Genomic DNA, 20,748 nt, shown 5'->3' on the forward strand with positions numbered 1-20,748 from the left:
CTGGCCGCCTATTGAATTTCCGGAGCAAAATCACCATTTAAATACTGCTCGCTCAGCTTCGATACCGTACCGTCCTTAATGAGCTCCTGAATCCGCCCGTTGACATCCTTCAGCAGCTGGTCACTGTTCCCGCCCTTGCTGAGAATCAGATAGCTGTAAGGCACGCCGATCCGCTCCGTGTCCTCCTGGGACAGCGGAATTGCCTTCAGCTTCAGACCATACTCCTTGATGTACAGCTGCAGCATAGCCGCATCAATCAGGTTGAAGTCATCGGCGCCGCTCTCCACATTCTGCAGAATCGTCACCAGCTCGGCATCACTGTATTTCAGATTCACGGGCGTTTTGGCAGATTCCTTATTGTATTTCTCCAGGGCAACCGTATAGTTCACACTTGGGCTAACCTCCGTTGTCTTCCCTTCCAGATCGGCAAAGGACTGAATATCCCCGCGGTCTTCCTTCACGGCAATGACAAACTGGTTTTTGAAAATCGGATCAGAGTAGTTGTACTTCTCTCTCCGCTCCGCATTGCTGGCGAAATTGTTCGCGCCAATCTGATAACGGTCGGAATCGAGGCCCGCGAAGATCGACGGGAATTCCGTCTTTTCAATATTAATCTCGTATTGCGGCAGTCCCTCAAAAATAGCTTTGACCACCTGGATATCGTACCCGTCGATTTCATTCTTGTCATTCACATAAGAAAAGGGCTTGGGTGCACCGCCTGTGGCAATATTAACCGTAATTTTATCGTTGTTTACTGAAGCTTCACCCGCTATATTTCCGGATTCCTTGTTATTATTCCCGCAAGCCACAACCCCCGCCAGCAGCACCGCCGCCGTTAGTCCCAGTCCGAGCTTTCTCCATATCTTCATCCCCGTAATCCCCCTATAGTCTATTGATTTCTAATGTTGTGTCTTGAATTTCTGCTCCGGGTCACTGCTCTTCGCCCGTCTGTCATGCGGCTGCGACCACAGTCCCTCATAATCAATCTGATCCCAGAACCGCGTATTATAGTCGATGAAAATCGTTGATTTGTCGCCATTCCCTCTGGCCAGATCCCGCAGATAGGTATTGTTCTTGAACGCCGGGATTGCGTACAGGTCACGTGCATACCCCCAGATGTTCCTGAAATCCACAATCCGGTTACGCAGCGGGCCGAGATTCTTGAAATAGTAAGTATCGAACCGTGCCAGTGTTACGAATAACCGTACATCAGAGTCTGTGACATAATCCCCGAATAAAAAGCGGCGGTCCGCCAGCCGTTCCTCGATGGAATCCAGCGCGGCATACAAATGCTCATAAGCATCGTTATAAGCTTCTATGGACTGGGCGAACATCGCTTTATAGACGCCGTTATTCACATTGTCGAACAGGAAATCATTGTACTTATCGATGTCTGCTCTAAGCTCCGCCGGATATAAATCCGGTGCGCCAGCCTTATGAAAGGGGGCGAATTCCTTCTCCAGATAATTGGTCAGCCAGACGTAATCGTTATTGACTACTTTCCCGGTGTGAACGTCGATGACCGCAGGAACTGTGGGTCTGCCTTTATACTCCGGATCGGCGCTCGCGTATAACTCACTTAAGAATTGCACGCCCAGCACGGGATCACTCTGATTCTCATTGAACACAAACTCCCAGCCCAGATTCTGCTCATGCTTGCCGTGACCTACCAGATTAATGCTGATGACCTCCTCAAGGCCAAGCAGTTCTCTGACGATGGAGGCCCGGTTGGACCAGTGGCAGCCCTTGGCCCAGATCAGGCGGTAGCGTCCCGCTTCCACTGGCAGCTTGCCCTCCCCTTCGCCGAAGGGGGTGGTGAAATGATTCTTCTGGCGGACAAAATAGCCCCGCTCATTGATCTCATGCTCGGTTTCCTTCGGCCGGACACGCACGTTAGCTTCAGAACTCATCGGTAATGCCTCCTCTTTTGTTATCCATTGTTCCGGGATAATCCCGGAGCTATTACTCCTTACTTGCTGAATCTGTGCCGGTCATGCGGTTCATTCCAGATCGATACATCCGGCCCTTTGGCCAGCAGCTGATGGGGATTATACGCATGATTGCCGAGCTGGTAGCCTCTTTTGATCGAATCGAAGTCAGTCGTATCTCCAAAGCCGGGGGTCTGGTACAGATCCTTGGCATAGTTCCAGAGGTTCGGGAAATCAATAATCCGGTTCCGGTTCGTCCGGAAGACCGAATAATACGCCGCATCGAAACGCACCAGTGTCACATAGAAACGGACATCGGAATCTGTGAGGGAATCGCCGAACAGATATCTTTGCGCTGACAGTCTTTCCTCCAGCTGATCCAGCCGGGCGAACAACACATCGTAAGCCTGCTCGTAGGCCGCCTGGGAATGGGCGAATCCGGCCTTGTAGACTCCGTTATTCACTTCATGGAACAGGAGGTCGTTGAACTCGTCGATCTCAGCCTGTAAATGCTGCGGGTACAGGTCAGGAGCCCCTTCCTTATGAAAAGGCTTGAATGCTGTCTCGAAATAGTTGGTCAGCCGGAAATAATCGTTATTCACGACCTTCCGCTCCAGCACATCCACGACCGTCGGCACGGTTGCTCTTCCGCTATACTCCGGATCGGTCTCCGCATAAATATCCGGCAGATAGCGGATGCCCAGCACAGGGTCCACGCCGCCCGCGTCCAGCGAGAACTCCCAGCCGTTCTCCGTCCGCACCGGACTGGCCGTTCCCAGGCTGATGACATCCTGCAGCCCCAGCAGTTCACGTACAATGACCGCGCGGTGCGCCCAAGGGCAAATCCTTGCCCACAGCAGGCGATAACGCCCGGCCTCTGCCGGCAGCTCACCGGGCTGATTGCCAAAGGGGGTGGTGAAGCGGTTCTTTTGACGGTTAAAGGCTCCATCCTTGGTGATTTCCTTCGCGATCTCGTGGTTCACAATCTTCGTACCCTCAATGGTATTGTTATTCGGCATGATGCTGCTCCTCTGCTCAGTGGATTTCTTTCTCGGTATGGACGACCGGAATCGAGGACTTGATCACAATCTCCGGCCTCACGGTATAACCCAGGCTCTCATAGAAGCCTACGGCCTGCTGCTGGCTCGTAATGACGATCCGCTGAACGCCCAGCTCACTGATCCATTCCTCAGCGGCCCCGATCAGCTGCCGGCCATAGCCTTTGTGCTGAAATTCAGGAATGACACCGACCCGTTCGATCTTGGCGTACTCCCCATGGTTCAGATTAATCCGGGCGGTCGCGACAGCCTGCTCATTCTCCTCCAGCAGCAGGTAGTGGTACTGCCCGCCATAGACTTCATCGAATTCAAGCTGTCTCGGAATCCCCTGCCCTTCTACAAAAGTTCTGGTTCTGACCCCGTACACCCCGGCCAATTGCCATACCGCATTTACTCTGTAAATATTCGTCGTCATAAGGATCTCCTCTGCGCCTGGATAAGCAGTTTATAGGCTGCGGCCAAAGCGTGAACCCCGCGGGCAATTTCCTGTTCATTGGAATAGCTGAAGCAGAGCCGCAGGAAGGGGGCAGGCGCATGGTTGCCGGTAAAAAACTGCTCACCCGGTACAACAAGCACGCCATGTTCCCTCGCTAACCGGGCTATTTCCGTTGCACTTACGCCTTCCTTAAAGGATAGCCACAGAAAAAATCCGCCTTCCGGCACCTGGAACGTGACCGCGTCTCCAAGCTCTGCCTCCACACGCTCCGCCATGAAATCCCGCCGCGCCCGGTAACAGGCCGACAGCCGGGAGATTTGCCCATCATAGTCATAGGTTTGCAGCAGCCGGCCCACAATCTCCAGCGTGAACGGAGTAGGCGGACTGTTCAGGGTAAGGACCCGCATACGCTCGGCTACATTAAGCGGGGCGATCACCGTACCCAGGCGGAGTCCGGGACCCAGTGTTTTGGAAAAGGTGGTCAGGTAGATGACCCGCTCCGGCGCATAAGAGTATACCGAAGGCAAATCATGCCCTTCATAACGCAGCTCCCCGTAGGCATCATCCTCCAGAATGAACAGATTGTAGGCCCGGGCCAGCGCCGCAAGCCGCTGTCTTCTGTCCGCCGGCAGGGTTGTGCCCGACGGATTCTGAAAATTCGGAATGACATAAATCAGCTTCGGCAGGACTCCGCCTGCTGCCTCCGTGGATCTCAGCAGCTGTTCTGCCTGATCCACATCCAGCCCGTATGCATCTGCCCGTAATCCAACGGTCTCCGCTCCCGCATGACGGAACGCATCGAGTGCATTGAAGAAGCTGGGCGCTTCCGTCCACACTGTATCTCCCGGATTGAGCAGCACCCGGGCGGCCAGCTCAATGCCCTGGCCTGCTCCGTATACCGCCAGATAGTTCTCCGCCTCTGCCTCAATGCCGAATTTCCGCAGGCGGTTCAGCTTCCATTCCTGCACCTGGGCTACGCCTTGGCCTCCGGTATAATGCAGGGCATCCGCGCCCTCAGCGTTCAAGGCTCCGGCGGCTGCGCGGTTCAGCGCTTCCACCGGCAGCAATTCGGTAGCCGGAAATCCAAAGGACAGATTCACGCTGTCCTTGGCCGCCGCTGCCCCTCTCCCGACAGGCCGTACAACAATATCCCGGTTGTACTCGTACTCTTTCTCCTTAACGCACACTGCCTCTCCCCCTCTCCCTGTCAGATGGAATATTGAACCGTCCGGCCAGATGGCGTATCTTCTTCATCCATCGTTCCCATAACATGCTTCAGGATCAGATTCTCGTAGTGGGCGAATCCGGAGTCACGCACGCGCGGCCGGCCCAGCGCGATTCTCTCGTCGAGCGTAATCTCGCCCTCCTTGATCAGCAGCACCCGGCTGGCCAGCGCCACGGCTTCACTGACATCATGGGTCACCAGCAAGACCGTGAAGCCCTGCTCCGCCCAGAGCCGGCCGATCAGCTGCTGCATTTCCAGCCGGGTCAGCGCATCAAGCGCACCGAACGGCTCATCCAGCAGCAGCAGCCGGGGATGGCCGGCGATGGCCCGCGCCAGGGACACACGCTGCTGCTGTCCCCCGGACAACACGCCGGGCCATTCTCCGGACCGCCCCTCCAGACCGACAAGGCGGAGCGCTTCCTGTGCCTTCAGCCGGTCCCGTCCGGGAGCGCCCATCCGCACATTCTCGATGACCCGCTTCCACGGCAGCAGCCGGGGTTCTTGAAACAGCACCCTTGCTTCCGGATGAATCCCGGCCACAGGCACACCGTCCAGAATGGCCGTCCCGGAGGAGGGCTGCTCAAGCCCCGCGAGCAGACGGAGCAGCGTGCTTTTACCGCAGCCGCTTTTCCCTACAACCGCGATGAATTCCCCAGGCTCCACGCTCAGGCTGATTCCTTTCAGCACCGCGCTGTTTCCGAATGATTTGCTAAGCCCTTGCGTCTGCAGCGTAAAGCCCCATTGTGATTTATTCATTCCATCCATAGCTCCCTTATCGTTTTGCGGCGAAATTCGGATGCCAGCGCAGCCAGCTTGCCTCCAGCAGCTTCGCCAGGCTGTCTGACAGCTTGCCGAGCACGGCATACAGGAGAATGCTGAGTACAATAATATCCATCCGCATATACTCCCGGGCATTCATTGCCATATACCCAACGCCTGAATCCGCAGCCACTGTCTCCGCCACAATCAGCGTCAGCCACATGATGCCCAGCGATTGCCGGACACCGACCAATATAGCAGGCAGGGCCCCGGGCAGAATGACATGCCCGTACAGGGAAGCTCCCCGGTAACCGTAAACCTTGCCCATCTCCACCAGCTTCGGATCTACCGAGCGGATGCCGTGAAAGGTATTCAGATAGATCGGAAAGAATACCCCGAGCGACACCAGCACCAGCTTCGTTTCCTCGCCAATGCCGAACCACAGGATCGCAATCGGGATAAGCGCCAGATGGGGAATATTGCGCACCATTTGGATCGTTGTGTTGAGCAGCAGCTCCGCCCTGGCCCATACCCCGTTGAACAGCCCAAGCAGGAAGCCTACCGTGCCTCCGACCAGGAAGCCCAGAACGGCCCGCCTGGTGCTGATCGCTACATTGTCCAGCAGCTCTCCGCTCTTCAGCAGGTCAGCCGCTGCCCGTCCGACTTCAACCGGCCTCGGCAGGATGTTGCCGGCCAGCAGGCCGGTGGTAGTGAAGACCTGCCACAAGAGCAGGACAAGCACGGGCACAGCCCAAGGCAGGGCCGCCTGCAGAAGCCTTTTCCCATTTCTGTTATTCATATTTGCTTCCACCCTTAGGCTATTTCTTCACAATAGCGGTAATCTCGTCGTCAAAGGCATGGCTCCAAATCGTGGACACATCAACCGTATCAGGCAGCAGCCCTAAATCCGTGAAGATGTCGGCAATATCCTGCTGTGAAGCGATCGACTGATCCGAGATGGTCTCCAGTGCCAGCGGACGCTGCTTGTCACCGTTCACCAGGGTGTCCAGCACTTCAGCCTGTTTCTGATTCGTATTCTTGGCCGTGATCTCTGCCCATTGCTCCTGGTTACCCTGGGTCCAGGTATAGTAACGGGTTAACCGTTCCAGGAAGTCAGCTATGGCGGCATGCTTAACCGGATCGTCAATGGACTTCACGTTGGCGCTGACCGGGAAATTACCGGACAGAATGTCTGCTGCACTGGCGAGTGTCGTGGCCCCGTTCTGGCGCGCTGCGATAATGGAATTGCCATAGCTGGCCAGCGCGTCCACCTTGCCGCCAACCAGTGCGCTCAGCCCTTCGGCTGTCGTCAGCTTAACCGGCTCAATATCCTTCCAGGTCAGGCCGGCGCCTTCCAGCATCTTGACCAGGAAATACTGTGCGGTCGTATTCGGCACGTAAGCTATTCTTTTGCCCTTCAGCTCTGCTACGGTGGTCACCTTGGAACCCTTAGGGATCACCAGCTCCTGATTCAGCGTATTCCACCGCTGGACGCCGATCACATTGAAATTCCCCTGATTGGCCGCCTGCGAGGCGAAGATCGGCGGGATTTCACTCGTAATGGCGAAGTCCAGCTGATCTGCGGCAATCGCTTCAAGCTCCAGATTGCCGCCCTGGAAGACACTGAACTCCAGTTTGTACGGCGTATCCAGGAGTCCGGCCGCCTTGAAGCCTTCCTCCCATTCCGACCAGCCCACCTGGCCAATCCGCAGCGTAACTCCGCTGAGATCAGCTTCCGGTGATGCCGGACTTGCCGGTGCAGCCGTGGCGGCAGGTTCCGCTGTAGCAGCAGGTTCAGCCGAAGGCGAAACTGCCGCCGCACTGCCCGAATTGCCGCAGCCGCTGGCTGCCAGCGCCAGGACGAGTAATGGCATGAACAGCATGGAGCGTCTGAATCCGTCTGTCTTTATGATTTTCATCTTTAGATCTACCACCTTTTGAAATATAAAATATTATGGGATATTAACCCCGTCCGCGTTCCGCCTTTATTTACCAATGCTTGTGCTAAAAGAAACGATATTCTTCAGCGCCTGACGGCCTAGTTCATCTGCGGCTCTAATCGCTGTCTCCACGCTGCCGCTGTCATACGGAAAGGCAAAACCTCCCGGTGCCGGAACGATTTCACTGCCTTCAGCAACACGGATGATCTGCGGCTCTCTGTCAATGCCCAGCTCCGCAAGCGTGACAGGCAGTTCATAGCGGAGCAGCGTACTGATCAGCTCATGAATGTCTTCCCTGCCTTCCAGCAATGACTGGATAATCAGGCAGAAGCCTACCTTCTCCCCATGCAGCGAAGACTTCGTCTCCTCCAGATGGGTCAGGCTGTCATGAATGGCATGGGCCACCAGTGCGCGCCTCTTGCCCGCACCTACTGTACCTGCCAGCCCTGTCAGCACAATGATCGCATCAACCACTTCCTTGAACGCTTCGCCAGAAGCACCAGTCTCTGCCTGCCGGCAGGCTGCCTCGCCGCTCCGCCCGATAATCTCAAGCGCCAGCCGGGCGGGATGCAGACTGAGCTGGATATCCAGTCCGCCTTCCCCGTCCTGCAAGTTCAGGGCTACTTCATACCATTTCGCCAAGGTATCCCCAATCCCCGAAGCTAAATAACGCCTGGGGGCTTCCGCCAGAACTGCTGTATCAGCGACAATCACACGGGGAGAGGCTTTCAGGAACAGCGCCCCATCCGCTCTGCCTTCATCATCATGCAGGATCGTCAGAGCCGACCAGGCAGCGCAGGTAGCCGCGATTGTAGGGACGGTGACCACAGGAAGTTCGAGACGTTCACCCACGGCCTTGACCAGATCCAGCACCTTGCCGCCGCCGGCTCCCACGATGAAATCAGGCGCGGCTGCGGAGAGCTTATTCGCATAATGTTCGATATTCACCAGGGTAACCTCACCTGTATTGATCTCTACAACAACCTCAATGCCTTCCGCCTTCAGGCTGGCCTCAAGGGTTGCTCCTGTCCGCTTCAGCGCGGTCTCTCCGCCAATCAGATACGCTCTGCGGCCATACTGGCGGGTCAAGGCTCCCAGGCGCTGCAGTGCGCCCGGCTCGTTCACGTAGAGATCCGGTGATTTAAATGTCAGCATACATTCCCTTCCTTTCCTTTGCTTTCAGCTATGACGCCCATGCGGAGTGTTCCACTGGCTGAGATCCGGTCCTTTGGGCAGAATCCGGTACGGATTGGAGCCCTCAGCAGCCAGAAGCACGGATAAATGATAATGCCGTTTGATGGCGTCAAAATCGGTTGTATCTCCAAAGCCCGGAGTCTGGTATAAATCCCTGGCATACGCCCATAGATGGCGGTAATCGGCCAGCCGCTGCCGGTTCGCACGGAATGCCGTGTAATAAGCGATATCGAAGCGCGCTAGTGTAGTGTACAGGCGCACATCGGAATCGGTCAGCTGATCCCCGAACAAGTAGCGGCTGATAGAGAGACGTTCCTCAAGTTCATTGAGCCGCTCGAATAAGGTGTGATAAGCTGCCTCATAGGCTTCCTGCGAACGGGCAAACCCGGCCTTGTATACACCGTTGTTCACATCATGGAAGATCTGTCCGTTCAGCTCATCGATCTCTGCCCGCAGATGCAGGGGATACAAATCGGGCGCATCCTGCTTATGCAGCGGAGCCCAGGCGGTCTCCAGGTGATTGGTCAGCTTAAAATAATCATTCTGGACTACCTTCCCAGTCGCGATTTCTACAACCGCCGGAACCGTAGGGCGCCCCGTATAACCGGGATCAGCAGCCAGATAAGCCTCACTCAGGTAGCGGATGCCCAGCACCGGGTCCTTCCCATCCTCATCCAGCGTAAAAGCCCAGTCGGTATGCGGAAGAGCCGGCCGGAGCGGGTCCACCGTGCCCAGGCTGATGGCTTCCTCCAGTCCAAGCAGCCGCCGGACAATGACCGCGCGGTGGGCCCAGGGGCAGGCTGCCGACCAGATTAGCCGGTACCGGCCTTGCTCCACGGGAAGCTCATCAGGACTATCGCCGAATGCAGCAGAGAAACGGTTAGTCTGTCTAACAAAAGCACCAGTCACAGCAATTTCTGCCGGGGAAGTCTGAATTTGATTACTCAACGGGAATACCCTCCTTTTAAATGTGAGCGTCTATGGGGAGCCGCCCAGTCCCGTTCATCGGGACCTAGCGGATAAATGCCGTACGGGTTGCGGGCAAATCCCCTTAAGTGAGGGGAGGCATGATAGCTGCTGCGGATCGCCGCCAGACCGGTGGTGTCGCCAAAGCCGGGAAGCTGGTACAGATCCCTCGCATATCCCCACAGATTCGGGAAATCGGTCAGGCGGCTGCGGTTCGTGTTAAACACCGTGTAATAAGCCGCATCGAACCGGACGAGCGTGGTATAGAGCCGGACATCGGAATCTGTAATGAAATCCCCGAAAAGATAACGGCTGCGCTCAAGGCGCTGCTCCAGCTCATCCAGCCGGTCAAACAGTGCATCAAACGCCTGCTCATACGCCGCCTGGGAATGGGCAAAGCCGGCTTTATACACCCCGCTGTTGATATCTCTGAAGATAATGTCATTCAGCGTGTCAATTTCGCTGCGGAGCCGCTGCGGATACAGGTCAGGTGCCCCCTCCTTATGAAAAGGGGCCCATACCGTCTCCAGGTAGTTCGTCAGCCTGAAGTAATCGCTGTTCACGCCCCGTCCTGTCTGCACATCCACGATAATGGGTACAGTGGGACGCCCCTTATATCCAGGGTCCTCCGCATCGTAAATCTCTTTGATGTAGCGGATGCCCAGTACAGGATCAACACCGCCCGCGTCCAGCGAGAACTCCCAGCCGTATGCCGTGCGGAAATGGCTGGCTGTACCCAGGCTGATGGCTTCTTCTAGGCCCAGCAGCCTGCGGACAATCACTGCGCGGTGGGCGTAGGGACAGGCCTTCATCCAGAGCAGCCGGTAGCGGCCGGGCTGGGGCCGGTGTTCACCCGGACTGTAGCCGAACGGGACGGTGAACAGGTTGGCCTGCGGCTCAAAGGAGCCGTCCGCTTTCAATTCAGTTGCAAATACGGGGTGCTTCTTATTCACACTCATGTCATCTCCTTAACCATGGCCCAAATGTATATGTACTTACTGCCAGAATCCGCAGATTATATCCGACTAACTTCATCGATTTATATGATTATATGGTGATTAGGAGCATAGTTATAGTAAAAACCGGAACCTCCGTTCACATTTTGTCTGCTTGACATAGGTAGCGGCAGTGGTTTTAATGTGAATATCTCTTTTAATACTTATAATTCGCATGGATAAAATAGGTTTTAAGAGAAAAGGGGGAGTTAAGTTGAATGTGAATGCAAGACCGTCCATGCTGTATAAGCCCTTCCAGCCAAACTTTGAAAAGATGCTGCACTCCTATTCCGACTACAGGGCTTCCTTGACCGCGCCATTCGGCGGCGGCATTCAATTTTATGGCTTTTACATGGATGACACGAACGTCAATCAAATGTTTGTCATCCCGGAAGGCTGCATGAGTCTTGTCATTTGCTGTTATCCGGATCACCCGTCAGCCAACATATGCGGCACGTTGTACAAAGGCAGACAGGGGCTTTTTGTCCGTTCGGAGTGTGAGTACTTTGTGATTCGTTTTTTGCCGGGGTATGCGGAGCATTTCTTTCGTTTTCCTATAGGTGAATTTAGCGAATTGGAGATTCCGGTCGGGGACGTTCTCCCGCATGCCGCAGAATTGCTGGAGCGGGTGGTAGCGAAGAATACGTTTCATGAACGTGTCCAGGCATTCGAGGATTTCTATGGAACCTATATGCGTGACCGGCTGGAAATCCCCCGGCTGATTGAATATTTGACGGATCAGATCATCTGCAGCCGCGGTACACTGCATGTCAACGATTTGTCGCAGGATACGGGATATTCCAGCCGCTATTTGATCAAAGCCTTCGAGCGGTATATCGGGGCCTCCCCCAAGCTGTTCAGCCGGATCATCCGCTTCCAGCATGTGCTGGAATCCTTGGAGAATAAGCATTACAAAGAAACGCTGGAGCAAATCTCCGAGCTCGGTTATTTCGATCAGAACCACTTCATTAAAGAGTTCAAAGAATTCAGTCTGACCACACCCAAAAAGTATATCATCAAAGGAACTACGGGGAATTTGACGGATGAATCTTAAGGGCTTATTTCAGATATTCTTTCCATGCGGCGCCAAGCTCCGCGGTGTATCGGGTCAGCCGTAAGCTGATCTCGGTGCGCATCACATCACGCGTAAGTCCGAACCGTTCCTGATATCCCCGGCAAAAGATTTTGTGATACACCAGGAACTCCTCCTGCTCATCGGGCAGCACTCTGATATTGCGCTGCTTCAGCTCTTTTTGCAGCTGGTAGGTGTCCTGCATGATCCGGCGCTGTATCGCTTGCCCCGCTATCAGAAAGGCGCGCTTAAGGATGCTGCCGGAGAGCTCAATCTCCTTCAGGCTTCTGGCGACCATGGTATCTATGTAAGGAAGCAAAATGAGGTCACGCACCATCGTCCGCTCCTCCACTGTTATCATTCTTCTGACCGTATCCTCCTGCTTCTCCTCAAACTGGTCTACATGCTCGCTCATTAACATTTTGGTTTTCCACCGCTCATTTCCGTTTAATTTGCTCACTTATAATGACCTCCAATCTGTTCGGCCCGTTCCAGCGCAACTCCGGATTCCAGCAAAGAGGATGCGCGGATAAGCGCCCGGCTGCCGTATCTGGTTTTGATCTGATCCACTGCCTGTTCTCTGTTGTAAGTGCGGATACGGTCATCGAATAAAGTGAGCTGCATGACACTGTCATCGGTCAGCTGGGATATAGATATCGCCAGGCGGCTTAGCGGCATCCCCGTCCAATGATCCACAAACAAGCGGTAGGCCGCCGCTGCCACCTCATGCGTTAAAGACGAGGGCTCCGGCAGTGTCATTTGTCTGCTGTAGGAGTTAGATTTGTTGCCGTCCGTCTCTGCTACCGCGATAGACACCACCGACCCCATATACCGGTATTTCCGTGCCCGCTGGCACACCTCGATCACCAGTTCCAGCAATACCACTTCAATCTCCGGCAGCCGAGTATAGAGATTCCAGCGCAGCGCCTTCCCGTGCCCCACCGACTTAATCTGGTGCCGAATCCCGGTAACGACCGGGCTGGGATCTATGCCGCGCGCCGTCTGCCAATAATATTCCGCTTGAATATCGCTCTGCTTGCCCATGGTTGTGCGCATTCTCCGCTTGAACTCCCCCAGCTCCATCCGGGCAATATCGCCAATCGTGGTAATCCCCATACGGTAAAAATTCTTGGTCATCCGTCCAGCCACCATGAACATTTCATGCACCGGCAGCGGCCAGAGCTCTGTGTCGATATTGTCGTAATCCAGCCTGAAGACCCCGTCCTTCTGCTTCTTGGCAAAGTTATTGGCCATCTTGGCCAGGATTTTGGTCGGTCCGGTCCCCACCCGGGTCCACACCCCCGTAGATAACAGGACATGATGCTGGATGGAGCGAATCATCTCCGGCAGACCTTCTCCAAACACACTCAACGAACCCGTCACATCCAAAAACTGCTCATCAATGCTGAAGGCCTCAACCTGGTCGGTATACCCCTTATAGATTTCTGAAATCATCAACGAAACCTTAATATACGTACTCATCCGCGGGCGGATCACTACGAGATCCCGGCATTTGGTCATGGCTTCACCCACGCGGGATGCGGTGGTTACACCATGAGATTTGGCGATAGGGCAGGCAGCCAGGACAATACCGTTCATCCGCGTAGGATCGCCGACGGCGACAGGCTTATCTTTATACTCGGGGTGAGCAGCCTTTTCGACACTTGCATAGAAGGATTGGCAATCCGAGAGCAGAATGATCCGGTCTTTAGGCATACTTCTGCCCCCGTACCGGATGCCACGACAAGATGCTGTCCATCAGGAAAACACGGGGCAGGCCGGTGCTCAGACAGGTAGCCCGTATGCGGCCGTCCCGAATCCCGTGTACTTCAATCTTCCGCTGTGTAATCTTGCCCGCTTTGTCCAGGTATATCATTTCAATCGTTTGGCCGATGCTCATTTTCATGACTGATCGCCTCCGGTATAATAAGAACATTTGTTTGTATTATAACCAGGATTAAGTTTTTTAAGCAATGGTAAAATAGAACAGGCGTTCTTGTTTGTTATTGGTAGCTTATGCGTCGCGGATAATTATTAGAACCGGCTAGAAGAGGAATGGGCCGGGGGCAGGCAACAGTGAGGACCATAAGGACTGGGAATACGGTGAAACCCGGGGCGCATCCAAAAAGCAGGCTTATAAATTTTCCTTTTTTTGTCTTCGTCTTTATGCGTAATGATGCTACGGAATTCCTGGTAAAAATCGGATAAAGCATTTCTGATAATTCAGAAAGCTATATAGGCTAAACTTAAGATTTCAACATAAACCCATCCTTCACGAATGTAAAATATCTGGACTGCGAGGTGGCTGATGTTGACGCAAGAATTCCTTAATCCATCGATATCTGTGGCAGAGATCAGGAGGTTTTTTATAGAATCCTGCACATAATACAACATTTTCCTCAGCCTATCGGCCCAAATCCAACATTGTTGTATAAACTTCCATGACGCCTCGGCGTCACCCCCTAGAATGAAAATAGGTACTCCCTATGTTTCTATACCTAAAACCTGGAAAAACTAAAGATAACAAATCTGTGGACGAGCATTTATTGGGGCCAAAAACCCTGTTGTATAAACTGTCCTATTGCGACTCTCAGGCACCGCCTATTGCACATCAAAGTGCGTGTATAAAATTCTAAACGAATGAGCGCATGATTTGTGAATTGACAGGAAAGTAGGATAGATTCATGGATGCTATACGTGAATGCTGTGCGGGTCTCGATGTTCATAACAAAACGGTTGTCGCTTGTATTCTAAACGGACCGCTGGACCACACTCCCCAAAAGCAAATCTCGACGTTCGGAACGACAACGCGTGAATTATTGCGGCTTCAGGACTGGCTTATCGCGAATCGGTGTCAGGAGGTAGCGATGGAGAGTACAGGGGTATTATGGAAACCGGTCTGGAATGTACTCGAATCGACGTGCGACATCGTCTTGGCGAATGCTCGGACGATTAAAAACATTCCTGGACGAAAAACCGATATGAACGATGCCTTTTGGATTGCGAAACTCCACCGGTGCGGATTGGTTCAAGCCAGTGTGGTCCTGCCCGAGCAGTTGCGGGATCTGCGGGACTGGACCCGGTACCGGGTGAAAATGGTCCAAGCGATCACTGCCGAAAAGAATCGGATTCATAAACTGCTGCAAGATGGAAATATCAAATTGTCTAGTTTCATCACGGATGTCTTTGGCGTATCGGGCCGTTTGTTGCTGGAGCAGTTAATGAATGGCGAGGTGCTGGACGAAGAGCAGCTTCGCGGGCTCGTGAAGACAAAACTAAAGAAAAAGGTCCCTGAACTCATGGACGCGTTGAATGGACGTGTGCGTCGTCATCATCGGGAGATGATGCGGCTTCACTGGGATCATCTGTTGTATCTGGAGAAGCAAATCGAGCAAGTGGAAGCCCGGATTGAATGCAAGCTAGCCCCATATGCCGAAGAACTGGAGTGGCTCGATTCGATCCCTGGGATTGAACGCAATACGGCTGCGGCTATTTTTGCTGAACTCGGTCCGGAGGTTCATAAGCGTTTCGAAACGGAGGAACAATTGACGTCTTGGGCAGGCGTCAGCCCGGGAAACAAGGAAAGTGCAGGAAGGAAATCTAAAACGAAATGTCTGCCGGGAAACAAGTTTTTGAAACGCGCGTTAACCCAGGCGGCATGGGCCAATGAGAAATCCTCCAATCGTATCGGTCAGCACTTTAGGCGGGTTCGAAAGCGGCGTGGAGACAAAAAAGCGTGTGTAGCCACGGCACATTTACTGGTAAAGATTATTTACAGTTTAATGAAAAACAGATCTGGATACGAAGAAAAAGACGTGCCGGAGAGCACGTCCAAGGAAAAGGCGTTAGCTTATTACTTGAAACAAATCGAAAAGTTAGGCTTAACGGTTCAAGTGACGTCCCCCGAAACGAGCTGATTTTTAAAAATCGCTCAATAATTGGGGTAGGGGGACTTTTTGCGCCTTTAAGAGTAAGTTTATCCCGAAAGAGTTACTTTTAAAACACGTACTAAGCTAATGCCTACTAAAGCCTACGTTTATTTTCGTATAAAAATGCAGGATTTCATCTTATCCAAGCGGCTTAGCGGGATTATTCTTGTATTTCATACAACAATCCTCCCGAATGCCTGGCTATCTATGAATCAAAATTGCAAAACGTACAACATTTATCTCTAAAGAGATGTATATCCAGCAACACAACAAAGCCCCTTCAAAGTCGCGGACGACTCGAAGGGGCTTTTTGTCCTAATTACCTTAGATATAGAACATATAATTATCCGCGTGGCTCTCTTCCTTGAAGTTGATCAGGTCGGATAATGTGGTGGAGTCCAGCACATCGGCAATGCTGTCGCGGATACGCAGCCAGAGGTCGCGCTTGGCCGGGTCATCTTCTTCTGTGAAGTCCACAGGAGAAATCGGGCCTTCCAGGACGCGGATGATGTCTCCGGCAGTAATGGTGCTGGTCTCGCGGGACAGAATATACCCGCCGTATGCGCCGCGGATACTTTTTACAAGTCCGGCATTACGCAGCGGGGCGATCAGTTGCTCCAGATAATGCTCGGAAAGTCCGTTTTTCTCGGCAATGCTTTTAAGTGATGTTGGCCCTTCACCAAATCTCAGGGCAAGCTCCATCATAATGGTTAATCCGTAACGTCCTTTGGTTGATATTTTCAAAGGGGCACCTCTTTCGGTTTAGTTGCTGGTTCTGTTGTTCCTGTTTCGCTGGTTAGACATGAGATATGTCATATCAACGTATTCCGATGTTTGCTCTCAGCTTATGTTATCATATCTTTGGACACATTTGGAACACCCAACGGGAATAATTCGCGATTTTGTTCACCAGTGGTGGACAAATTGTCAATTTCGAACCTTTTTTCGCTATATTTTATAACAGCGTTCTCCTGTTTGGGGTAGACAGGTATGTTATAATACACAATGAGCCGGGTGTTCAGTCAGAACGCCGGTATTTTGTGCATAGAAAATGGTGATCACGATGACAAAAGCTAATCAGGATATCCGTGTCGTCGTCGGTATGTCGGGTGGGGTCGATTCCTCTGTTACAGCGCTTCTGCTGAAGCAGCAGGGTTATGATGTCATCGGCATCTTCATGAAGAATTGGGATGATACCGACGAGTTCGGCGTATGTACGGCGGAGACCGATGCCGAGGATGTGCGCCGCGTGTGCGAGCAGATCGATATTCCTTACTATACCGTTAATTTCGAGAAGGAATACTTTGATAAAGTCTTTTCCTATTTCCTCGAAGAATATAAGGCCGGCCGGACACCGAATCCGGATGTGATGTGCAACCGCGAGATTAAGTTCGGGGAATTCCTGAACAAAGCGCTGCAGCTTGGCGCTGATTACGTCGCTACCGGGCACTACGCCAGGGTAGTGGAAGAAGGCGGCATGTTCAAGCTGCTGCGCGGCGTGGACAACAACAAGGACCAGACTTATTTCCTCAACGCGCTGAACCAGTACCAGCTCTCCAAGGCCATGTTCCCGATCGGGCATCTGCCGAAACCTGAGGTGCGGAGAATTGCCGAGGAAGCCGGACTCTACACCGCCAAGAAAAAAGACAGCACCGGCGTCTGCTTCATCGGAGAACGTAATTTCCGTGAATTCCTGAGCCAATACCTGCCTGCGCAGTCGGGCAATATGGTCGATATCGCCACCGGGGAAGTCAAAGGCCGTCACGACGGCCTCATGTACTACACGCTGGGCCAGCGCCAGGGTCTTGGCATCGGCGGCTCCGGCACAGGGGAACCGTGGTTCGTAGCCGAGAAGGATCTGGCAAGCAATACCCTGTATGTCGTACAGGGAGAGAAGCATGTCAGCCTGTACTCCACCAGCCTCACAGCTTCCGGCGTGAACTGGATCGATGCAGATACACTTGGCGACACCCCGTTGAAGTGTACCGCCAAGTTCCGCTACCGCCAGCCGGATCAGGGTGTTACGCTGACGAAGCAGGCAGATGGAACCGTGCATGTTGCTTTTGATGTCCAGCAGAAGGCAATCACGCCGGGACAGGCTGTGGTGTTCTACCTTGGTGATACGTGTCTGGGCGGCGGAACCATTGAGGCTGCTGAGAAGGTCGTGCCGCTGCCGCAGGTGTAATTACTTCACCTGCCCGAGCTAACCCCATAAATACAAAAGAACCTTCAAAACCACCGGATAGTGGAGCTGAAGGTTCTTTTATTCGTTATTGTACGGGATAACGCTCAGACCGGCAGATTCCGGCCGGATTCCGGCAACAGAATGCCCGCTTTATTGCGGCTGAACGCCCCATACCCGCACGCCATTCAAATACAGCGTTACCCGGTTCCAGTCGGTATAAGCCGTTTTGGTTGAATCATAGGAGTAATCGTCGGCCTTATTGTAATTGCTCCAATCGGTTTTGTTGATCCGCAGTTGAATTTCCCCGGTGTTCGCCCCGGGTGCCAGACTGCCGGCACCGGTGCTGAAGGAAATTTCCACGTAATAGTCTGCTCCTGCAACCGCAGGCTCGAGCTTCACGAAGCTGCCCAGCACATTGCTGCCGCCGAGCGTGGCATAATCGACATTGAACTGCTGGGCTTTCTCTCCGTCAATCGTGTAGTAATAACGGAGCTTGACCTTACTGAGATCTACCGCTGTGGTTCCGTTGTTAACAATCCGCAGCTGCGGACGGAACTGCTGGTCTGTGGCGTTCGTATCCGTTGTGCGGTATTGAACCACCAGGTTCGCCGCAGCAGGCGTTGCCGTTGGTGTGGCCGTCGGTGTAGCAGTAGGCGTAGCCGTCGGTGTAGCAATCGGCGTTGCTGTTGGCGTGACCGTCGGCGTTGCTGTTGGCGTAACCGTCGGTGTGGCTGTAGGTGTAGCCGTTGGCGTAACCGTCGGTGTGGCCGTTGGCGTGGTGGTAGGTGTAGCCGTCGGTATCGGACCACTGCCGTTATTGATTAGCCGGTCATATTCGGCATAGGCTGTAGCGATGTCCACTTGTGACCAGAAGCGGTGGTAGGTGAACTCGGGTGCGCCATTGTCCCATGTCTTGGTTGTTTTGTTGTATGAGCTGTTGTACTTGCCTTCCAGATAACTCCACTTGGGATCATTTTTGATATCGGGAAGCACATCAGTATAGCTCGCATAGACTCCGTTTCCGCCCTTGGCCGGATCAGAAGGTACAGTCGAGCTGCCGGGTATGGTATTTCCTTGGCCGAAGGTGCCTGTCCAGCCTGCCGGGAAATAGACCTCTTTGGTGAAGAAGCGGAAATAATCCGCACGCTTCTCAAGCGTCGTAATTCCCACTCCGTCATTGTAGCCCCATGCTGTATCCAGCAGGGATTTGGCCAATTGTGAAGCGGTTCCGCCAAGCGCAGTATAGCTGCCATGCTCAGCTTTGTTCCCTGCAGCAAAGAACGTAAGCGCTTTAATATAGCTGCCCAGCACGCCGGTATCCTGCCCGGGATCTTTGGTCACTGCCTTGAGGCCGCTGTTGCCGCTGAAGGAGCTGAAGCCGCTCCAGGTATCCGGCTGGCCCTGCCACTCCACATTGCCCGGAATCCAGAACTCGCCGGGTGCAGATACGGTGGCAATCTGCGGATCATCTCCGCCCAGAATCCGGTTCCCCTGCAGGTCCAGATAATAGCCGGCGGCATCCGTTACCGGACGGCTGCCCGCAAAGGCATAATCCGCAGACCAGTCAATCCAGTTCTCAATCACCCGTTTGGCCATTTTGAAATTGGCCGAGGTAGTATCCCCGCTGGAAGCCAGAATGTAGTACAGCTCCGCTACCCGTTCCAAGCTCCAGGCCTGCATCCCGAACCAATTGTTGGATGGCGGGTCATGATAGACAGGAGCCTCGTCGTAGGCCATGCCGTAGAAGGTGCTTGTGCCGGAGGGATACGCGCTGTATGAGCCGCCATAACTGTTCGTGGCTCCGCCCGCAATGGCTCCTTCAGAGGATTGCAGCCAGTTGTAGAATTCCAGCTGGCGGGTCAGCGATTTGCCCCAATCCTCTCCTGCCGTTGCCGAAGCCGGAATCAGGCCGCCGTCTGCAGTGGACAGCGCGTAGGCTGCAACCACGTTCTGATACCCCTGGTGCGCATGGCTCGCGCCGATTCTCCAGGCCCAGTTCCCGGTTGTTCCCAGACCGCCGCCCCAGGCGGTATACCAGGCCAGCAGATACTGGCTGGAATCCTTGCCGGTTCCCGCTTCAGGTGTGCCGTCAGCAGCACTGCCGACCTTCTGGAAATACTTATCGTACATGCCGTAACGCAGGAAATCGCCCATTTTCTTGGCTTTGTTCAGATAGACCGTATTGGTGTAGCCAAGATCCTTGGCCCAGTACATCGCTTGCACCGCGCGCGCGTCCGCGTCTGTAGCATTCGTATAACGCCATTGTGCGGAAGGTACACTATTTTCCTTGGTGAACAGGCTCATGAAGCCTTCATTCGTTTTGCCGAACGATTTGTCATCCTGGGAAGGATGCGCCACCGCTTCCCAGACGGATTCCTGCACTCCGCGCTGGAAGGTATTCACATAAGCAGCGGTATGCGTAGGATTCAGCAGATTGCCGAAGCCGTACCAGTTGTCCACATCCACCAGCCAGTGCATCAGATAGGTCTGGTTATTGCCGTAGGCGGCCTTCAGCTCCGCATCCAGCGGGTCTTTGCCCGGGGCGTACTTGCCGTTCAGCGCACTTGGGTACTGATCCGGCTGGGCCAGCTCCGAGGCGTAGGTTGCCGGACTGTTCGGGTTGTAATTGTTCATCGTCGGCTGCTCCTGCACGCCGTCGCCTTCATTAATCGGAATAATGTATTTCTCCATATTGTCCCAGGCCGCTTCAAGCTTGCTCCAGTCTCCGGTGTTATAGCCATACAGCACTTCAAGCCACATCCAGTAGCTGTAAGCCTCGGAGGTGGTCATATGCCCATAGTTGGGCGCCTCGCTAAGCAGAGTCTCCACCGAGTGATAAGGAATGCCTTCCGCCGAGAAATAGCCGCTCGCCGGATCCTTCAACTGGGCATATAATTGCAGAAATCTTGTCTTTTCCACCGATGCAGCCTTGGCTGTCCCGGGTCTGAAATTAAAGATACCACTTGTAAGAGAAATGATCAGGATGGCAGCCATTACTATGGAGAACGGTTTCTTGATTGAACTCAGCTTCATCATTTCGGCATACTTCCTCTCTGGAATG

The 20,748-nt window shown here is 53.7% G+C and carries 19 protein-coding genes; 3 read left to right on the forward strand and 16 right to left on the reverse strand.

Translation table 11 applies throughout. The features are described 5' to 3' along the window. Window positions 1-8: 8 nt before the first annotated feature. The 11 genes from PBOR_RS26865 to PBOR_RS26915 all read right to left on the reverse strand — a co-directional run bounded on the left by PBOR_RS26865 (window position 9) and on the right by PBOR_RS26915 (window position 10,465). The gene (locus PBOR_RS26865) at window positions 9-869 is read right to left on the reverse strand and encodes a transporter substrate-binding domain-containing protein (protein ID WP_042216945.1); all 861 of its coding nucleotides are present in this window, start codon (window positions 867-869) and stop codon (window positions 9-11) included. Window positions 870-899: 30 nt separating this feature from the next. Next, window positions 900-1,910 carry a glutathione S-transferase C-terminal domain-containing protein gene (locus PBOR_RS26870; RefSeq protein WP_042216946.1) on the reverse strand — a complete coding sequence of 337 codons (1,011 nt, stop codon included), beginning with the start codon at window positions 1,908-1,910 and terminating at the stop codon, window positions 900-902. Window positions 1,911-1,969: 59 nt separating this feature from the next. Next, the gene (locus tag PBOR_RS26875; protein WP_042216948.1) at window positions 1,970-2,947 is read right to left on the reverse strand and encodes a glutathione S-transferase family protein; all 978 of its coding nucleotides are present in this window, start codon (window positions 2,945-2,947) and stop codon (window positions 1,970-1,972) included. 16 nt (window positions 2,948-2,963) lie between these two features. After that, on the reverse strand, window positions 2,964-3,401 hold the full coding sequence (locus PBOR_RS26880; RefSeq protein ID WP_042216950.1) for a GNAT family N-acetyltransferase: 438 nt from the start codon (window positions 3,399-3,401) through the stop codon (window positions 2,964-2,966). Then, window positions 3,398-4,609 carry an aminotransferase-like domain-containing protein gene (locus tag PBOR_RS26885; RefSeq protein WP_052429647.1) on the reverse strand — a complete coding sequence of 404 codons (1,212 nt, stop codon included), beginning with the start codon at window positions 4,607-4,609 and terminating at the stop codon, window positions 3,398-3,400. The genes PBOR_RS26880 and PBOR_RS26885 overlap by 4 nt, the downstream gene beginning before the upstream one ends. A 20-nt stretch (window positions 4,610-4,629) precedes the next feature. After that, window positions 4,630-5,403, reverse strand: coding sequence for an ABC transporter ATP-binding protein (locus PBOR_RS26890; protein WP_042216952.1), 774 nt, complete (start codon window positions 5,401-5,403; stop codon window positions 4,630-4,632). A gap of 16 nt (window positions 5,404-5,419) precedes the next feature. Further along, window positions 5,420-6,205 (reverse strand): ABC transporter permease subunit, encoded by a 786-nt coding sequence (locus PBOR_RS26895; protein ID WP_042216953.1) that lies wholly within the window; start codon window positions 6,203-6,205, stop codon window positions 5,420-5,422. Window positions 6,206-6,224: 19 nt separating this feature from the next. Continuing rightward, the gene (locus PBOR_RS26900; RefSeq protein WP_052429648.1) at window positions 6,225-7,325 is read right to left on the reverse strand and encodes an ABC transporter substrate-binding protein; all 1,101 of its coding nucleotides are present in this window, start codon (window positions 7,323-7,325) and stop codon (window positions 6,225-6,227) included. Window positions 7,326-7,391: 66 nt separating this feature from the next. Then, the gene (locus PBOR_RS26905) at window positions 7,392-8,501 is read right to left on the reverse strand and encodes an iron-containing alcohol dehydrogenase family protein (protein ID WP_042216955.1); all 1,110 of its coding nucleotides are present in this window, start codon (window positions 8,499-8,501) and stop codon (window positions 7,392-7,394) included. Between the two features lie 24 nt (window positions 8,502-8,525). Beyond that, a complete protein-coding gene (locus PBOR_RS26910; RefSeq protein ID WP_042216956.1) occupies window positions 8,526-9,488 on the reverse strand; it encodes a glutathione S-transferase family protein in 963 nt (320 codons plus the stop codon). After that, complete coding sequence (locus PBOR_RS26915) at window positions 9,485-10,465, reverse strand: glutathione S-transferase family protein (RefSeq protein ID WP_042216958.1); 981 nt, start codon at window positions 10,463-10,465, stop codon at window positions 9,485-9,487. The genes PBOR_RS26910 and PBOR_RS26915 overlap by 4 nt, the downstream gene beginning before the upstream one ends. A 256-nt stretch (window positions 10,466-10,721) precedes the next feature. Here PBOR_RS26915 and PBOR_RS26920 point away from each other — a divergent pair, with 256 nt between their 5' ends. Then, window positions 10,722-11,555 (forward strand): helix-turn-helix domain-containing protein, encoded by an 834-nt coding sequence (locus PBOR_RS26920; RefSeq protein ID WP_245648301.1) that lies wholly within the window; start codon window positions 10,722-10,724, stop codon window positions 11,553-11,555. A 4-nt stretch (window positions 11,556-11,559) separates the two neighbouring features. Here PBOR_RS26920 and PBOR_RS26925 read toward each other — a convergent pair whose 3' ends face one another. Genes PBOR_RS26925 through PBOR_RS26935 form a run of 3 tightly spaced genes read right to left on the reverse strand, consistent with a single transcriptional unit; the run spans window position 11,560 to window position 13,479 of the window. After that, window positions 11,560-12,033: a YhjD family protein gene (locus tag PBOR_RS26925; RefSeq protein WP_042216962.1), complete on the reverse strand. Its 474-nt coding sequence runs from the start codon at window positions 12,031-12,033 to the stop codon at window positions 11,560-11,562. Then, window positions 12,030-13,289, reverse strand: a complete 1,260-nt coding sequence (locus tag PBOR_RS26930) for a DNA polymerase IV (protein WP_042216963.1) — start codon at window positions 13,287-13,289, stop codon at window positions 12,030-12,032. Before PBOR_RS26930 ends, PBOR_RS26925 begins: the two co-directional genes overlap by 4 nt. Then, the gene (locus PBOR_RS26935) at window positions 13,282-13,479 is read right to left on the reverse strand and encodes a hypothetical protein (RefSeq protein ID WP_081972201.1); all 198 of its coding nucleotides are present in this window, start codon (window positions 13,477-13,479) and stop codon (window positions 13,282-13,284) included. Before PBOR_RS26935 ends, PBOR_RS26930 begins: the two co-directional genes overlap by 8 nt. A 778-nt stretch (window positions 13,480-14,257) precedes the next feature. Between PBOR_RS26935 and PBOR_RS26940 the strand changes: the two genes are divergently transcribed. Further along, window positions 14,258-15,490, forward strand: a complete 1,233-nt coding sequence (locus PBOR_RS26940) for an IS110 family RNA-guided transposase (protein ID WP_042211610.1) — start codon at window positions 14,258-14,260, stop codon at window positions 15,488-15,490. 336 nt (window positions 15,491-15,826) lie between these two features. On the opposite strand, the gene cymR is transcribed toward PBOR_RS26940, so the two are convergent. After that, window positions 15,827-16,246, reverse strand: coding sequence for a cysteine metabolism transcriptional regulator CymR (cymR, locus tag PBOR_RS26945; protein WP_039294546.1), 420 nt, complete (start codon window positions 16,244-16,246; stop codon window positions 15,827-15,829). Window positions 16,247-16,565: 319 nt separating this feature from the next. On the opposite strand from cymR, the gene mnmA reads away from it, so the two are divergent. After that, a complete protein-coding gene (gene mnmA, locus PBOR_RS26950; protein ID WP_042216966.1) occupies window positions 16,566-17,687 on the forward strand; it encodes a tRNA 2-thiouridine(34) synthase MnmA in 1,122 nt (373 codons plus the stop codon). A gap of 150 nt (window positions 17,688-17,837) precedes the next feature. Here the strand turns inward: mnmA and PBOR_RS26955 are convergent, their stop codons facing one another. Further along, the gene (locus tag PBOR_RS26955) at window positions 17,838-20,720 is read right to left on the reverse strand and encodes a glycoside hydrolase family 48 protein (RefSeq protein WP_081972417.1); all 2,883 of its coding nucleotides are present in this window, start codon (window positions 20,718-20,720) and stop codon (window positions 17,838-17,840) included. Between the last annotated feature and the right edge of the window lie 28 nt (window positions 20,721-20,748).

Source organism: Paenibacillus borealis, from assembly GCF_000758665.1.
GTDB classification, from domain to species: domain Bacteria; phylum Bacillota; class Bacilli; order Paenibacillales; family Paenibacillaceae; genus Paenibacillus_AQ; species Paenibacillus_AQ borealis.

Coding starts and splice junctions, on each gene's coding strand:
- PBOR_RS26890 (WP_042216952.1), bottom strand. CDS start 5,403: ATGAATAAATCACAATGGGGCTTTACGCTGCAGACGCAAGGGCTTAGC.
- PBOR_RS26895 (WP_042216953.1), bottom strand. CDS start 6,205: ATGAATAACAGAAATGGGAAAAGGCTTCTGCAGGCGGCCCTGCCTTGG.
- PBOR_RS26940 (WP_042211610.1), top strand. CDS start 14,258: ATGGATGCTATACGTGAATGCTGTGCGGGTCTCGATGTTCATAACAAA.
- PBOR_RS26875 (WP_042216948.1), bottom strand. CDS start 2,947: ATGCCGAATAACAATACCATTGAGGGTACGAAGATTGTGAACCACGAG.
- PBOR_RS26870 (WP_042216946.1), bottom strand. CDS start 1,910: ATGAGTTCTGAAGCTAACGTGCGTGTCCGGCCGAAGGAAACCGAGCAT.
- mnmA (WP_042216966.1), top strand. CDS start 16,566: ATGACAAAAGCTAATCAGGATATCCGTGTCGTCGTCGGTATGTCGGGT.
- PBOR_RS26900 (WP_052429648.1), bottom strand. CDS start 7,325: ATGAAAATCATAAAGACAGACGGATTCAGACGCTCCATGCTGTTCATG.
- PBOR_RS26935 (WP_081972201.1), bottom strand. CDS start 13,479: ATGAAAATGAGCATCGGCCAAACGATTGAAATGATATACCTGGACAAA.
- PBOR_RS26905 (WP_042216955.1), bottom strand. CDS start 8,501: ATGCTGACATTTAAATCACCGGATCTCTACGTGAACGAGCCGGGCGCA.
- PBOR_RS26915 (WP_042216958.1), bottom strand. CDS start 10,465: ATGAGTGTGAATAAGAAGCACCCCGTATTTGCAACTGAATTGAAAGCG.
- PBOR_RS26930 (WP_042216963.1), bottom strand. CDS start 13,289: ATGCCTAAAGACCGGATCATTCTGCTCTCGGATTGCCAATCCTTCTAT.
- PBOR_RS26880 (WP_042216950.1), bottom strand. CDS start 3,401: ATGACGACGAATATTTACAGAGTAAATGCGGTATGGCAATTGGCCGGG.
- PBOR_RS26955 (WP_081972417.1), bottom strand. CDS start 20,720: ATGAAGCTGAGTTCAATCAAGAAACCGTTCTCCATAGTAATGGCTGCC.
- PBOR_RS26865 (WP_042216945.1), bottom strand. CDS start 869: ATGAAGATATGGAGAAAGCTCGGACTGGGACTAACGGCGGCGGTGCTG.